Annotated in this window: 13 protein-coding genes; 3 read left to right on the top strand and 10 right to left on the bottom strand. The window is 72.3% G+C overall.

Annotation, left to right across the window (positions count from 1 at the left end; all coding sequences use genetic code 11):
• Window positions 1-114: 114 nt before the first annotated feature.
• A complete protein-coding gene (locus tag N912_RS0126465) occupies window positions 115-1,275 on the top strand; it encodes a PQQ-dependent sugar dehydrogenase (protein ID WP_245645430.1) in 1,161 nt (386 codons plus the stop codon).
• Here N912_RS0126465 and N912_RS54765 read toward each other — a convergent pair.
• The gene (locus N912_RS54765; RefSeq protein WP_037066671.1) at window positions 1,272-1,898 is read right to left on the bottom strand and encodes a PadR family transcriptional regulator; all 627 of its coding nucleotides are present in this window, start codon (window positions 1,896-1,898) and stop codon (window positions 1,272-1,274) included. The two genes, N912_RS0126465 and N912_RS54765, sit on opposite strands and share 4 nt — an antisense overlap.
• Window positions 1,899-1,942: 44 nt before the next feature.
• Here N912_RS54765 and N912_RS54760 point away from each other — a divergent pair, with 44 nt between their 5' ends.
• Window positions 1,943-2,647, top strand: coding sequence for a DUF4386 family protein (locus tag N912_RS54760; protein ID WP_211261404.1), 705 nt, complete (start codon window positions 1,943-1,945; stop codon window positions 2,645-2,647).
• Here the strand turns inward: N912_RS54760 and gatB are convergent.
• The 3 genes from gatB to gatC are packed head-to-tail and all read right to left on the bottom strand — an operon-like array spanning window position 2,577 to window position 5,916.
• Window positions 2,577-4,076 (bottom strand): Asp-tRNA(Asn)/Glu-tRNA(Gln) amidotransferase subunit GatB, encoded by a 1,500-nt coding sequence (gene gatB, locus N912_RS0126450; RefSeq protein WP_037066668.1) that lies wholly within the window; start codon window positions 4,074-4,076, stop codon window positions 2,577-2,579. The genes N912_RS54760 and gatB overlap by 71 nt on opposite strands.
• A complete protein-coding gene (gene gatA / locus N912_RS0126445; protein ID WP_028924766.1) occupies window positions 4,073-5,593 on the bottom strand; it encodes an Asp-tRNA(Asn)/Glu-tRNA(Gln) amidotransferase subunit GatA in 1,521 nt (506 codons plus the stop codon). Before gatA ends, gatB begins: the two co-directional genes overlap by 4 nt.
• On the bottom strand, window positions 5,590-5,916 hold the full coding sequence (gene gatC, locus N912_RS0126440) for an Asp-tRNA(Asn)/Glu-tRNA(Gln) amidotransferase subunit GatC (RefSeq protein WP_051580887.1): 327 nt from the start codon (window positions 5,914-5,916) through the stop codon (window positions 5,590-5,592). Before gatC ends, gatA begins: the two co-directional genes overlap by 4 nt.
• 238 nt (window positions 5,917-6,154) lie before the next feature.
• Between gatC and N912_RS0126435 the strand changes: the two genes are divergently transcribed.
• Entirely contained in the window at window positions 6,155-6,802 is a 648-nt protein-coding gene (locus N912_RS0126435) for an ACT domain-containing protein (protein ID WP_028924764.1), read from the top strand.
• A 52-nt stretch (window positions 6,803-6,854) separates the two neighbouring features.
• Here the strand turns inward: N912_RS0126435 and N912_RS0126430 are convergent, their stop codons facing one another.
• From N912_RS0126430 to N912_RS60710, 6 genes are all read right to left on the bottom strand, one after another.
• Window positions 6,855-7,646 (bottom strand): 3-keto-5-aminohexanoate cleavage protein, encoded by a 792-nt coding sequence (locus N912_RS0126430; RefSeq protein ID WP_281176300.1) that lies wholly within the window; start codon window positions 7,644-7,646, stop codon window positions 6,855-6,857.
• A gap of 25 nt (window positions 7,647-7,671) precedes the next feature.
• Window positions 7,672-9,792, bottom strand: coding sequence for an NAD-dependent DNA ligase LigA (ligA, locus tag N912_RS0126425; protein ID WP_028924762.1), 2,121 nt, complete (start codon window positions 9,790-9,792; stop codon window positions 7,672-7,674).
• Window positions 9,793-9,890: 98 nt separating this feature from the next.
• Entirely contained in the window at window positions 9,891-10,310 is a 420-nt protein-coding gene (locus tag N912_RS0126420; protein ID WP_028924761.1) for a YccF domain-containing protein, read from the bottom strand.
• Between the two features lie 64 nt (window positions 10,311-10,374).
• Window positions 10,375-10,959, bottom strand: a complete 585-nt coding sequence (locus N912_RS0126415) for a hypothetical protein (protein ID WP_156994031.1) — start codon at window positions 10,957-10,959, stop codon at window positions 10,375-10,377.
• Between the two features lie 41 nt (window positions 10,960-11,000).
• On the bottom strand, window positions 11,001-12,107 hold the full coding sequence (locus N912_RS0126410) for a pyridoxal-phosphate-dependent aminotransferase family protein (RefSeq protein ID WP_028924759.1): 1,107 nt from the start codon (window positions 12,105-12,107) through the stop codon (window positions 11,001-11,003).
• 91 nt (window positions 12,108-12,198) lie between these two features.
• Window positions 12,199-14,223 carry a serine/threonine-protein kinase gene (locus N912_RS60710; protein ID WP_051580825.1) on the bottom strand — a complete coding sequence of 675 codons (2,025 nt, stop codon included), beginning with the start codon at window positions 14,221-14,223 and terminating at the stop codon, window positions 12,199-12,201.
• Between the last annotated feature and the right edge of the window lie 97 nt (window positions 14,224-14,320).

Here is a 14,320-nt window from a genome sequence, read left to right as displayed (position 1 = left end):
GGTAGTGACGAAATCCCACTCCGCCGGGTGACGCGCCGAGCGGTTCGGCTGGATGCGACGAGTGAACGGCTTTGCTCACCTTCGGTTCACGGCGCGAGCCTTAGGGTTCGGCTCGTGTTCCGACCGCCGTATCGCGTCTCGGCGCGCCGGCGTTCGGCGCGCGCCCGTTGGCTGCCCCTGGTCCTGGCGCTGGTGGCGGCGATGATTACGAGCTGCGCGAGCTTTCCGGACACCGGCCCCCGGCAGTGGCGGGACAAGCCGGAGGACGGCGGCCCGCTCGCCGCCCCGCCCCGGGTGCCGGAGAACGCGCCCGAGTCCGAGCGCGAGCAGCCGCCCAGTCAGCCCGGCCAGGCGGTGCCCAACGGCTGCGTCGACCCGGACCCGCAGGTGGTGGCGACCTGCCTGAGCCCGCTGTCCGCCGTCGCGGTGCTGCCCGACCCGGAGAGCGCGCTGGTCGCCGAGCGCGCGAGCGGGCGGATCCTGCGGGTGCAGAAGGGCAAGGAACCGCAGGTGGTCGCCACCGTGCCGGTGGACCCGGCCGGCGGTGGGCTTATCGGGCTGGTGCTCTCCCCCAGCTACGTCGACGACCAGCTGCTCTACGCCCTCGCCGCCACCGGGAGCGATCGCCGGGTGCTGCGGATCGCGCCCGGCGACCCGCCGACGCCCGTGCTGACCGGGATCCCCCGCGCCGGCGACGACTCCGGCGCGCTCGGCGTGGGCAAGGACGGCGCGCTGCTGGTGGCCACCGGCGGCAGCGGCGGGCTGGGCGGCAAGCTGCTGCGCATCGACACCTTCGGACATCCGTTCAAGGACAACCCGGACCCGCGCTCGCCCGTCTACAGCACCGGCCTGCGCTCCCCCAGCGGCCTGTGCACCGCGCCCGACTCCGGGACCGTCTGGGTGACCGACCGTTTCCCCGAACGCGACGTGCTGCACCGGATCACCCCCGGGCAGCTCGGCGACCCCGCGTGGAGCTGGCCGGACCGCCCCGGGGTGGCCGGCTGTGTGGCGCCGCCCGGGGCGCTCGCGATCGCCGAGCGCGGCGCGTCCGCGCTGTTCCTGCTGCGGATGTCCGCCCCAACCGCGTTCACCGGCACGCCGCAGCAGACCCTCGGCGGCGCCTACGGCCGGCTCGGCCCCACCGCGCTCGCCCCCGACGGCCTCATCTGGCTGGGCACCACGAACAAGGGCGCCGGCGGCCCCACGGTCAGCAGCGACGACCGGGCCATCCGGATCCAACCGCCCTCGGGGGGCGGCGGCTCCGGCCCGGACTAGCCGGACTCCTCGTCGTGGGCTCGTCGGGCAGCGGCGATGAGTGACTCGGGGTCCCAGGCCAGGGTGCCGTCCGCGATCCGGGCGAGCGTGCGGTCGAGCCAGTCGATCTCGGCTTGACGCATGGCGTTGCCGTAGTCGTCCTCGATGAGGAAGACCGGGGGCAGCATGTCCGCGACGCGGCGATAGGTGGCGGTCTCCTCGTCCTGGGCGCGCGCCAGGATGTCGCGTCGCTCCCGGAGGAGGGCGGCGACGTGCGCCGGCTCCATGATCGCCATGATCGACAGGGCGGCGGGGAACAGCGGGAACTCGTCCGCCGGCGTGGCCAGGTTGAGGCGGAGCTGCTCGCACAGGTAGTCGCGGCCGGTGGCGGTGATCGCGTAGACGGTCCGCTGCGGGTAGTTGCCGGCGCGCTCGGTGCCCTGGGCGGTCACCATGCCGTCGCGGGCGAGGCGGTCGAGCGCCTGCTGGACGCTGTAGCGGTTGCGGACGTTGACGACCCTGTCCTTGCCGCGCTCGGAGATCAGCTTCTGCAGCCGGTAGGGGTGCATCGGCGCCTCGTAGAGCAGCGCGAGCACGGCTAGGCCAACGGGCGAGCGCGTCGGGCGCGGGTTCGCTGGGGGCACTATTCCACTTTACTGTCTAGACATATCATTTCTAGACTTGAGATGTGACTACCACAAGCATGAACACAGGCAAGCTCATCGGGGGCGCGCTGCTGCTCGGGACGATCTGCTTCATCGTGCCCACCGCCCTGCACGGCAACCCGCCCATCGAGTCGACCGTCGACACGCTGCACTACGTGCACGAACGGCCCACCTGGCGCATCGCGCACCTGGTGAACATCGGCGGGGTGCTGCTGTGGGCCTGCGCGCTGGGTGTGCTGCCCGGCGTAGTCGGGCGCGAACCCGGGGCGGCGCGGGCGAGCGCGCTGCGCGTGCTGTGGACCGCCGGCGCGGCGGTGTTCGCCGTGTACTTCAGCCTTCACGCCTTCGGGCTGAGCACCGCCGCGAACCAGTACTTCGCCCCGGGCGCCGACCAGCCGGCGGTGGTCGAGCGCGCGGAGGCGATGCTGCTCGTGCTGGGCAGCACGGCGTTCACCGCGCAGGGCATGATCGGCTTGTCGGTCGCCGCGACGGGGGCGTTCCTCGCCTGGCGCACGAGCCTGCCGCGCTGGATCGGCTGGGTCGCGGTCGTCGCCGGGCTGGGCTGGCTGCTCGGCGCGCTGTTGATCGACTTCGCGGTGATCGTGCCGTGCATGGTGCTGGCCTGGGTGTGGACGGTCGCGCTCGCGGTCGCGTTGGCTAGGAGCAGCGCTCCAGGATCAGCTCGCGGACGCGCTGGGCGTTGGCCTGGCCACGGGTCGCCTTCATGACCGCGCCGACGATCGCCCCGGCGGCCGCCACCTTGCCGCCGCGGATCTTGTCGGCGACGTCGGGCTGGGCGGCGAGGGCCTCGTCGACGGCGGTGATGAGCGCGGAGTCGTCGGAGACCACCTTCAGGCCCCGGGCGGCCACCACCTCGTCCGGCTCACCTTCGCCCGCGAGCACGCCGTCCACCGCCTGGCGGGCCAGGTTGTTGGTCAGCTCGCCCGAGGCGACCAGCTCGATCACCCTGGCCACCTGCGCGGCGGTGATCGGCAGCTCGTCCAGGGGCACGGCGCGGTTGTTGGCCTGCTGGGTCAGGTACGACACCCACCACGAGCGGGCCTCGCCGGACGGGGCGCCCGCGTCCACGGTGGCGGCGATCAGGTCCAGCGCGCCGGCGTTGACCAGGTCGCGCAGCTCCTCGTCGGACAGCGCCCACTCCGTCTGCACCCGCTTGCGGCGCTGCCAGGGCAGCTCGGGCAGGGTGGCGCGCAGCTCGTCGACCCATTGCCGGGACGGCTCGATGGGCACCAGGTCGGGCTCCGGGAAGTAGCGGTAGTCCTCGGCGGTCTCCTTGCGGCGCCCGGCCGAGGTGGTGCCGCTGGCCTCGTCGAAGTGCCGGGTCTCCTGCACGATCGCCTCGCCGGCCAGCAGCACGCCGGCCTGGCGGGACATCTCGTAGCGCACCGCCCGCTCCACCGAGCGCAGCGAGTTGACGTTCTTGGTCTCGGTGCGGGTGCCGAACTCCGAGGTGCCGCGCGGCATCAGCGAGACGTTGGCGTCGCAGCGCAGCGAGCCCTGGTCCATCCGCACGTCGGACACCTCGAGCGAGCGCAGCAGGTCGCGCAGGGCTGTGACGTAGGCGCGGGCCACCTGCGGCGCCCGCTCGCCGGTGCCGACGATCGGCTTGGTGACGATCTCGATCAGTGGCACGCCGGCGCGGTTGTAGTCCAGCAGCGAGTAGTCGGCGCCGTGAATGCGACCGGTGGCGCCGCCGACGTGCAGCGACTTGCCGGTGTCCTCCTCCATGTGCGCGCGCTCGATCTCCACCCGGAACGTGGAGCCGTCCTCCAGCTCCAGGTCCAGCCAGCCGTTGACTGCGATCGGCTCGTCGTACTGGGAGGTCTGGAAGTTCTTCGGCATGTCCGGGTAGAAGTAGTTCTTGCGGGCGAACCGGCACCACGGCACGATCTCGCAGTTCAGCGCCAGGCCGATCTTCATCGCCGAGCGCACGCCCTCCTCGTTCACCACCGGCAGCGAGCCGGGCAGGCCGAGGCAGGTCGGGCAGACCCGGGAGTTCGGCTCGCCGCCGAACTCGTTGGCGCAGCCGCAGAACATCTTCGTTGCGGTGGACAGCTCGACGTGCACCTCGAGCCCGAGCACCGGGTCGAACCGCTCCAGCACCTCGTCGTAGTTCACCAAGGTCGGCGCGCTCACAGGGACACCTCCAGCCCGTTCATGCGATGGATCAGCGGCCCGCCCTCCGCCGCGTCCCTGGCGGCCTCGAACGCGGCGGCCACCCGGTACATCGGCGCCTCGCCCAGCGCGGGCGCCATGATCTGCAGGCCGACCGGCAGCCCGCTCGACTCCCCCAGCCCGGCCGGCACCGACATGGCCGCGTTGCCCGCCATGTTGGCCGGGATGGTGCACAGGTCGTTGAGGTACATCGCCAGCGGGTCGTCCACCTTGTCCCCGATGCGGAACGCGGTGGTCGGCGTGGTCGGCGCGACCAGCACGTCGGCCCGCTCGAACGCCGAGGTGAAGTCGCGCCTGATCAGCGTGCGCACCTTCTGCGCCTGCCCGTAGTACGCGTCGTAGTACCCGGAGCTGAGCGCGTACGTGCCGAGCATGATCCGGCGCTTCACCTCGTCGCCGAAGCCGGCGTCGCGGGTCGCGGCCATCACCTCCTCGGCCGAGGCGTCCGGCGCGGGCGCCGTCCGCAGCCCGTAGCGCATCGCGTCGAACCGGGCCAGGTTCGAGGACACCTCGCTGGGCAGGATCAGGTAGTACGCCGGCAGCGCGTACTCGAAGTGCGGGCAGCTCACCTCGACCAGCTCGGCGCCCAGCTCCTCCAGCCGGCGCAGCGCCGCCCGGAAGCCCGACTCCACGTCGGCCTGGTAGCCCTCGCCGCCCAGCTCGCGCACCACGCCGATGCGCAGCCCGCTCAGGTCGCCGCTCGCGCCCAGCCGGGTCGCCTCGACCACCGGCGGCACCGGCGCGTCGATCGAGGTGGAGTCCAGCCGGTCGTGCCCGCCGATCACGGTGTGCAGCAGCGCGGCGTCCAGCACGGTGCGCGCGCACGGGCCGGCCTGGTCCAGCGAGGACGCGCAGGCCACCAGCCCGTACCGGGACACCCCGCCGTAGGTGGGCTTGACGCCGACGGTGCCGGTGAACGACGCCGGCTGGCGGATCGAGCCGCCGGTGTCGGTGCCGATGGCCAGCGGCGCCTCGAACGCGGCCAGCGACGCCGCCGAACCGCCGCCGGAGCCGCCGGGCACCCGCTCGGTGTCCCACGGGTTGTGGGTCGGCCCCCAGGCGGAGTGCTCGGTCGAGCTGCCCATCGCGAACTCGTCCATGTTGGTCTTGCCCAGGATCGGGATGCCGGCCGCGCGCAGCCGGGCGGTCACCGTGGCGTCATACGGCGGACGCCAGCCGTCGAGGATCCGCGAGCCGCAGGTCGTCGGCATGTCGACGGTGGTGAACACGTCCTTGAGCGCGAGCGGCACGCCGGCCAGCGGGGACGCGGGCGCCTCGCCGTTCGCCAGGGCGGCGTCCACGGCCGCGGCGGCGGCCAGCGCGGGCTCGGTGCCGACGTGCAGGAACGCGTGCACCGCCCGGTCCACCTCGGCGATGCGGTCCAGGTGCGCCTGGGTCACCTCGACGGCGGAGACCTCCCGGGCGTGGATCTTCTCCGCCAGCTCGGCGGCGGTCAGCCGGGTCAGCTCGCTGCTCACTGTTCCTCCCCGAGGATCCTCGGCACCTGGAACCGGCCCTCCTGGGCGGCCGGCGCGCCGGACAGCGCCTGTTCCTGGGTCAGGCCCTGGCGGACCTGGTCGGGCCGGAACACGTTGGTCAGCGGGACCGCGTGCGAGGTGGGCTCGATGTCGTCGGCGGCGACCCGGCCGACCCGGGCCACCGAGGCGAGGATGACGTCGAGCTGGCCGGCGAACCGGTCCAGCTCCTCCTCGGTGACCGCGAGCCTGGCCAGCCGCGCGAGGTGGGCCACCTCGGCACGGGAGATCACTCCCCCGGCCGGGTCGTGCGTTTCCTCAGGCATGACACTCCTGGTCAGGAACGGCGTCCGGGCGAGCGGAATGATCACGCCAACGCCCGGAAGGAACGTCCTCAGTCTAGGTCGGGGCGCCAACCACTTGACGGCCCGGGAGGTGTTCACTCAGAGTCACGACCAATACACCCGCACGTGATCGCCCCCACCGGCGCCCGGTCGGTACGAGCGCATTACGGTCCTGACAGAATTCCCGGGGTTTGCCACAGTCATGAGAGGCGGTTCGAGCGTGTCGTTCCTGATCCGGGTCCAGGTCCCGGACCGGCCAGGCATGCTCGGCGCGATAGCCACCGCGCTGGGCCACGAGGGGGTCGACATCGTCGGCCTGGACGTGGTGGAGCGCGACGGCGAGGTGGCGGTCGACGACCTGACGGTGGAGCTGCCGTCCGGCCGGCCACCCGACGTCCTGATCACCGCCGTGGAGTCCATCCCGAAGGTGCGGGTGGAGTCGGTGCGGCCGCACAGCGGCGGTTCGCACCGCGAGTTGGAGTTGATCGAGGAGATCAGCGGTGCCCCGGAGCGCGGGCTGCAGCTGTTCGCCGAGGGCGTGCCCCGGATCTTCCGCGCCGGCTGGGCGCTGGTGGTCATCCAGGAGGGGCAGCGCGCCTATCGCCTCGCGCAGAGCCAGGCCTCCCCGGAGACCAGGGCCGGCAGCCTGCCGTGGCTGCCCCTGTCCGGCCCGATCGTGCTGGACAAGGACGTGCACTGGGCGCCGGAGCCGTGGTACGAGCTGGACACCGAGCTGGCCGCGGCGCCGTTCGCCGGCCCGGACAAGGCGCTGGTCGTGGGTCGCCCCGGCGGCCCGGCGTTCCGCCCGTCCGAGCTGGCCAGGCTGGCGCACCTGGGCGGCATCGTGACCACGATCCTGAACCCCTGAGACCCGTGAGTGGCTAGGGCCGCCATAGCGGCCCTAGCCACTCACGGGTGTGTCAGCCCACGCCCACCTTTTCGCCGGCCTTGACCCGCTGCGCCCACTTGACCAGGTCCTCGTTCCCGGTGGCCAGCCAGCCCTTCGGGTTCATCAGGGTGTCCTCGAACCCGATCCGGGTGTCGATGTTCGTCTTCAGCGCGTGGTCGAGCACCGGCCAGGCGGCGTCCTCCTCGCCGTGCAGCAGCACCGGGACGTTCAGGTGGCCGAGCGCGCGCAGGATGCGGTTGGACTCGGCGATGGCGGTGTCCGGGTGGCTCACCGTGGGCTCGGCGACGATCCGCTTGGTGCCCGGCGGGAGGCCGTTCTTGCGCAGGGTGACGGCGTCGGCGGTGGTCCACACCCCGAGCTCCAGCTCGATGCCCATCGAGTGGGCGGCCGAGCAGACCTTGACCCACTCCGAGTCGTGCACGTTCACCGCGATCACGTCGGGGGTCCCGGTGCCGAGCCGCCCCCAGGCCATCACCGCGTCGATGCGCAGCTTCGGGTCCGGCTGGACCCAGCGCGCGGCCGGCACGCCGACCTCCATGCCGGGCACGGCGGCGTGGATCGCGGCCACCGTGTCGCCGACGTGCAGCGGTTCGAGCGTCTCCAGGCCCTTCGGGCAGCGCGGGTGCACGTGGACCGACGTCACCCCCTGCCGCGACACCGCACGGGCGTCGCGCGCGAGGTAGTACGGCGTGACAGGGAGCGCGGGATGCGCGTCCGCTGGGCGTGCCCCGTTCAAACATCCCTGCAACAACACCGGCTGACCTCCCCGACCGTGCAACACTAGCGTCTTTTTGTGGCTCATGCGTACTTCCACCTGCTGGGTCTCGCTACTCCACCCGTAAGAGCGCCAGTGCCGCATCCGGCCCCTGCTCGAGCAGGACGGTGAAGCCCGCCTCGTCGAGAACCGGGACCCCGAGTTCCACCGCCTTGTCGTGCTTGCTGCCGGGAGACTCCCCGGCCACCAGGAACGATGTCTTCTTGGAGACCGAGCCGGCGGCACGTCCGCCCCGGCTCACGATCGCCTCCTTGGCCTCGTCCCGGGAGTAGTTGTCCAGGCTGCCGGTGACCACGATGGACAACCCCTCCAGGACGCGCGGGGTCGACTCGTCGCGTTCCTCGGCCAGCCGCACCCCGGCCGCCCGCCACTTGTCGACCACCTCGCGGTGCCAGTCGACGTCGAACCAGTCGCGGACGGCGGCGGCAATCGTAGGACCCACCCCGTCCACCCCGGCCATCGCCTCGCCGTCCTCCGCGCGGGCGGCCTCCTCGATGGCGTCCAGCGAGCCGAACTCGGCGGCCAGCGCGCGGGCGGCGGTCGGGCCGACGTGCCGGATGGACAGCCCCACCAGCACCCGCCACAGCGGCCGCTGCTTGACCGCCTCCAGGTTGGCCAGCAGCTTGCGGGCGTTCGCGGACAGCTCGCCGGCCTTGGTGCGGAACAGCTCGACCCGGAGCAGGTCCTCCTCGGTGAGCCCGAAGACGTCGCCCTCGTCGGCGATCACGCCGGAGGTCAGCAGCGCGGTGGCCGCCTCGTAGCCGAGCACCTCGATGTCGAAGGCGCCCCTGCCGGCCAGGTGGAACAGCCGCTCGCGCAGCTGCGCGGGGCACGAGCGGGCGTTCGGGCAACGCAGGTCGACGTCGCCCTCCTTCTCGTACGCCAGCTCGGTGCCGCACTCCGGGCAGTGCGTGGGCATGACGAACTCGCGCTCGTCGCCGGTGCGCACGTCCACCACCGGGCCGAGCACCTCGGGGATGACGTCACCGGCCTTGCGGATGACCACCCGGTCGCCGATCAGCACGCCCTTGCGGCGCACCTCGTCGGCGTTGTGCAGGGTGGCCGCCTCGACCGTCGAGCCGGACACCACCACCGGCTCCATCTGCGCGAACGGGGTGACCCGGCCGGTGCGCCCGACGTTGACCTTGATGTCGAGCAGCGTGGTGGTGGCCTCCTCGGGCGGGTACTTGAAGGCGATCGCCCACCGGGGCGCGCGCGAGGTGGACCCCAGCCGGCGCTGCAGGGCCACCTCGTCGATCTTGATGACGATGCCGTCGATCTCGTGCTCGATGTCGTGGCGGTGCTCGCCCCAGTACTCGACGTGGCGCATGATCTCGTCCGCGCCGCGCTTGACCACCGTGTGCTCGGAGACCGGTAACCCCCAGGCCCGCAGCGCGTCGTAGGCCTGCGACTGGCGCAGCGGGGTGAACCCCTCCCGCTTGCCGAGGCCGTGGCAGATCAGCCGCAGGTTGCGCGACGCGGTGACCCTCGGGTCCTTCTGCCGCAGCGACCCGGCGGCGGTGTTCCTCGGGTTCGCGAACGGGGGCTTGCCGGCCTCGACCAGGGTGGCGTTGAGCGCGGCGAAGTCCTCCAGCCGGAAGTACACCTCACCGCGCACCTCCACCAGCGCCGGCACCGGGAACTCCTCGGTGCCGGTCAGCCGGTCCGGCACCTCGCGCAGGGTCCGCAGGTTGAGCGTGATGTCCTCGCCGGTGCGGCCGTCGCCCCTGGTCAGCGCGCGGGTCAGCGCGCCGTTCTGGTAGAGCAGGTTCACCGCGAGGCCGTCGATCTTGAGTTCGCACAGGTAGTGCAGCTCGTCACCGACCTCCTTCTCCACCCGCTCCACCCAGGCGCGCAGCTCGTCGGCGGAGAACGCGTTGTCCAGGCTGAGCATCCGCTCCAGGTGGTCGTGCGCGGTGAACTCGGTGGCGAACCGGCCGACCACGCGCTGGGTCGGCGACTCCGGGGTGACCAGCTCGGGGTGGTCCTGCTCCAGCGCGACCAGCTCGCGCCACAGCTCGTCGAACTGCCCGTCCGAGATCACCGGCGAGTCGAGCACGTAGTAGCGGAACTGGTGGTCGGCGATCTCGGTGGCCAGCCGGTCGTGCCGCTCCCGCACCTCGCCGGGCACGGCGGCCACGCCTTGTTCGGATACGGGGTCGGCTGAGCTCACCGCGCCAGATTAGCCGCAGGGCCGGACGAACGGCGCACAACACGACGTGATCATGATCGCGGGCATATCGCGGGCTGTTGCGGGTGTGACGGGTGAGGTCAGGGGCGCGTGGTGGTCACCTGGTAGCCGCCGGGGACGTGGCCGCCGGTCGGGACGATCTCCTTGCCCAGCGGCACCAGGGACACCGGGATCAGCTTGAGGTTGGCCAGCGCGAGCGGGATGCCGATGATCGTGACGGCCAGGCTGATCGCGGTGATCACGTGCCCGAGCGCGAGCCACCAGCCGGCCACCAGGAACCAGATGACGTTGCCGATGGTGGACGGCGCGCCCGCGTGCGGCCGGGGCACCAGGGTGCGCCCGAACGGCCAGAGCGCGAAGTTCGCGATCCGGAACGAGGCGAGCCCGAACGGGATCGTCACCACCAGCAGGCAACAGATCACGCCGGCCAGCACGTAGCCGAGCGCCATCCAGATGCCGCAGAGCACCAGCCAGATCACGTTCAGCAGCGTTCGGAGCATGCCTCCATGGTGCCACTGTGACGGGCTGGACTGACCCTGGTTCAACCCTGACGTGACCCTGGTTTCAGTCGAGGACCGCCGCTATCACGAAGGCCAGCCCGAACATGCCCGCGAAGGCCAACAGCATGGTCAGGCCCTGGCGGCGCTCGATGAACGGCAGCACGCCCGGGTGGCGGGCGTGGAACTCCTTCACGGACACGACGCCGTCGGCACGGTCGATCGGCACCCCGAGGACGTCGACGAGCCGGTCCAGGTCGGCGTCGGCCCAGTGGGTGGTCCGCAGCCGCAGGTTCTTCCGACCGCTCCCGTCGAGCAGGAAGAGGTTGACGAACTCACGGCTGTCGACCCACGAGGCCCGCATCGGCGCCGCCACCGCGGTGGCGATCTCCGTACGCGGCCAGCCGCGCTGCCCCAGCAGTCCGATCCTGACCAGCTCGTCGGGCGTGACGACCAGCCGGGCGCGGTGGATGTACAGCAGCACCAGGCCGATGGCGGCGGCGTAGACGACCACCAGCAGGGCGAGACCGAGGAGGCCGAGCCCACGCATCGCGGCGAACACCCCGATCAGGATCAGGAAGATCGGCGTGGTCTTCAGCATCTTCTTGTACTGGGCGACAGACGGGCGAATGACGAGCAACGCATCGGGCACGGCCGTAAGCGTACCGTTACCTATCGCTGTTCGAGGCCGGATCAGGCTTCCGCGAGAACCTCGTCCACGGCGGCCAGCAGGGCCAGCACCGAGCGTTCCCTGGCGGCGTGGCCCATCATCCCGATCCGCCACGCGCGGCCGGCGAACTCGCCGAGGCCACCGCCGACCTCGATGCCGTAGCGGTCCAGCAGCGCGCGCCGCAGCGGCGCCTCGTCCAGGCCCTCGGGCAGCAGCGTGGCGGTCAGCTGCGGCAGCCGGTGGCCTTCCTCGGCGAGCAGCCCGAAGCCGCGCTTGGTCAGGGCGTTCTGCAGCCGGGCGCCGACCGAGGCGTGCCGTGACCACACCAGCTCGTGCCCCTCCTCGAGCAGCACCCGCAGGCCGGCGTGCAGCGCGTAGGCCATCGTGGAGGACGCGGTGTGGTGGTAGCGGTGCGAGGGCGCCAGGTAGTACTCGTGCAGCAGCCCGAGGTCGAGGTAGAACGAGCGCACCGGGGTGGTCCTGGCGCGCATCACGTCCACCGCCCTCGGCGACAAGGTGACCGGGGCCAGCCCGGGCGGCGCGCCCAGGCACTTCTGGCTGGCCGAGTAGCAGGCGTCGATCTTCCACTCGTCCACCCGCAGCTCGGTGCCGCCCAGCGCGGTGACGGCGTCCACGAGCAGCAGCGTGTCGGTTTCTGAGAGCGGGGCCAGTGCCGCCACGTCGTTGCGCACGCCGGTGGAGGTCTCCGCGGCGACCACGGCGAGCAGCCGGGCGTCCGGGTTCGCGCGCTGGGCGGCGAGTAGGTCGGCTGGGTCCAGCGCGCGGCCCCACGGCGCCTCGACCCGCACCACCTCGGCGCCGCCCCGGGTGGCCACCTCGCAGAGCCGCTCGCCGAAGTAACCGTTCACCCCGACGATGGCCCGCTCCCCCGGCTGCAGCAGGCTGGCCAGGCAGGCCTCCATGGCGGCCGACCCGGTGCCGCTGACCGGCAGCGTCAGCTCGTTGCGGGTGCCGAACACCGAGCGCAGGTCCTCGGCGATGTCCGACATCAGGCACAGGTAGTCCGGATCGAGGTGGCCGAGCACCGGGCGGCCGAGCGCTTCGGTCGCCTCCGGGTACGGGTTGGACGGGCCGGGGCCGAGGAGCAGGCGATCAGCGTGGGCGGTCACGGCTTCTCACCCTACGACGCCGCTGGTCACGACCCGTGAGTGGCTGGGGCCGCTATGGCGGCCCTAGCCACTCACGGGTGCTGACCTGGTGTTACGCGGTGTTCAGGACGGCCAGTCGGGCGGCGTCGAGGACGGTGACGTAGCCACGGGCGCCGTCGTGGGTCAGGGCGATGCTGGTGGGCTCGCCGCCGGTGGGGAGGGTGGCGGTGACCGCGTTGCGGGTCATGTCGATGACGGTGATCGTCTTGTCGTCGGCGTTCGCGGTGTAGGCGACGCGGCCGTCGGGGGCGTAGCCGATGTACTGCGGGTTGCGGCCGACCGGGATGGTGGCGACGACCTGGTTGGTGGCGGTGTCGACCACGGAGACGGTGTTGCTGTCGAAGTTCACCACCGAGACGCGGCGGCCGTCGGGCGAGACGGCGACGCTGTGCGGGCTGGTCCCGACCCGGATGGTGGTGACCACGGCGTAGGTCACCGGGTCCACCACGGAGAGCAGGTTGGACTCGTGGTTGGCCACGTAGACGCGGTTGACGGCCGTCGCGAACGCCACCCAGTGCGGGTTGGGCGCGACCTGGATGCGCCTGATCACGGCGTTGCTGGCCGTGTCGAGCACGTCGACGAGGCCGGTGTCGTGGCTGGACACCCAGACCGTGCGCTGGTCGGGCGAGACCGTCGCCGCGAACGGGCGCCTGTCCACCGGGACGTTGGCGAGCACCCGGTTCGTCGCGGTGTCCACCACGGCGAGCAGGTTCACGGTGTCCCGCTCGTCGTAGATCGTGACGTAGGCCCGGGCGCCGTCGGGGGCGAACGCGACGAACCGGGGCGGCCCGGCGGGGACCGGGATCGTGGCGGTGACCCTGTTGCTGGCGGTGTCCAGCACGGAGATCAGCTGGGGGTCGCGGTTGAGCACGTAGGCGAACCGGCCGTCCGGCGCCACGGCGGCGAAGTCGGGGGTGGCGGCGGTGGGGATCGACGGCCCGAGCGCCGGCACCGGGACGCTCGCCTTCACCGCCGGGGCGGGCTTGGCGGCCGGGATGGCCGGGGCGGAGGCGGGCGAGGTCGTCGGGGCCACCGGCCGCTGGGTCACCACGAGGACGGCGGCGATCGCGGCGGCGAGCAGCGCGGCCAGCAGCCCGCCCGTCACGATCGGCCACCTCGCGGCGCGCGGGCGGCTCGTCACGGTCGGGTCCCACGGCCGCACGACCATCCGCGACCTGTTCGGGCCGGGCGTCTGCTCGGGGGCGGCCGCCGACGCGGGAGCCGCCGGTCGGGTCGTCACGACGACGGGCCGGGCCTCGCCCAGCGCCAGCCGCGCGGCCTCGGCCAGCGCCCCCGTCGACGGATAGCGCTCGGCGGGCTCCTTGGCCATGCCCCGGGCCACCACCTCGTCCAGCGCGGGCGGGATGCCCGGCGCCGACTCGCTGGGCGGGCGCGGCGAGGTGAACAGGTGGGCGTACATCAGGCCGGGCAGGTCCTCGCCGGGGAACGGCTTGCCCGCGGTGAGGCATTCGTAGAGCACGCAGGCCAGCGAGTAGACGTCGGCGCCCCGGTCGGAGCTACGGCTGTTGAACCGCTCCGGGGCCATGTACTCGAGGGTGCCGATCGTCGCCCCGGACAGGGTGATCCCGGCGGCGGTGTGGCCGACCATGTGCGCGATCCCGAAGTCGACCACGTAGACGAAGTCCTGCTGTGTCACCAGGATGTTCGACGGCTTGACGTCGCGGTGGACCAGCCCGTCGGCGTGCGCGGCGTCGAGCGCGTCGGCGGCCTGGCCGATCAGCCGCACCGCCCGCTCCGGCGCCAGCGCGCCCGCGTCGCGCACCAGGGACGCGACGTTGTGGCCGCCGTCCACCAGCCGCATGTCGATGTACAGCCGACCGTCGATCTCGCCGTAGTCGTGAATCGGGATGATGTGCGGTTCGCGCAGCCGCGCGGCCATCCGCGACTCACGCCGAAAGCGCGTCTCGAACTCCTCGTTCGCGCTGAACAGCTCCGGCAACAGCTTGAGCGCGACGATCCGGTCCCGCTGGCGGTCGAATGCCTGGTAGACGTCCCCCATGCCGCCGGAGCCGATGAGACGCTCGAGCCGGTACGGCCCGAAGTCCTGTCCCTCCACCGCAGTCCCGGTCCCCTCGAAACCCACGTGTGCTGGCCACTATATCGCCGCGCCGCGACCGAAAACCCAGCGAATTGCCAGGTCAGAGGCCGTGAGT

This window comes from Actinospineispora acaciae DSM 45401, from assembly GCF_000620785.1.
GTDB classification, from domain to species: domain Bacteria; phylum Actinomycetota; class Actinomycetes; order Mycobacteriales; family Pseudonocardiaceae; genus Pseudonocardia; species Pseudonocardia acaciae.
The sequence above is the reverse complement of the archived record's forward strand: the minus strand, read 5'-3'. Positions and strand labels throughout refer to the sequence as shown.

Excerpts from the sequence above, each read along its gene's own strand:
- gatC (WP_051580887.1), bottom strand. The coding sequence starts at position 5,916 with ATGCCTGAGGAAACGCACGACCCGGCCGGGGGAGTGATCTCCCGTGCC.
- N912_RS0126430 (WP_281176300.1), bottom strand. The coding sequence starts at position 7,646 with ATGAGCCACAAAAAGACGCTAGTGTTGCACGGTCGGGGAGGTCAGCCG.
- N912_RS0126420 (WP_028924761.1), bottom strand. The coding sequence starts at position 10,310 with ATGCTCCGAACGCTGCTGAACGTGATCTGGCTGGTGCTCTGCGGCATC.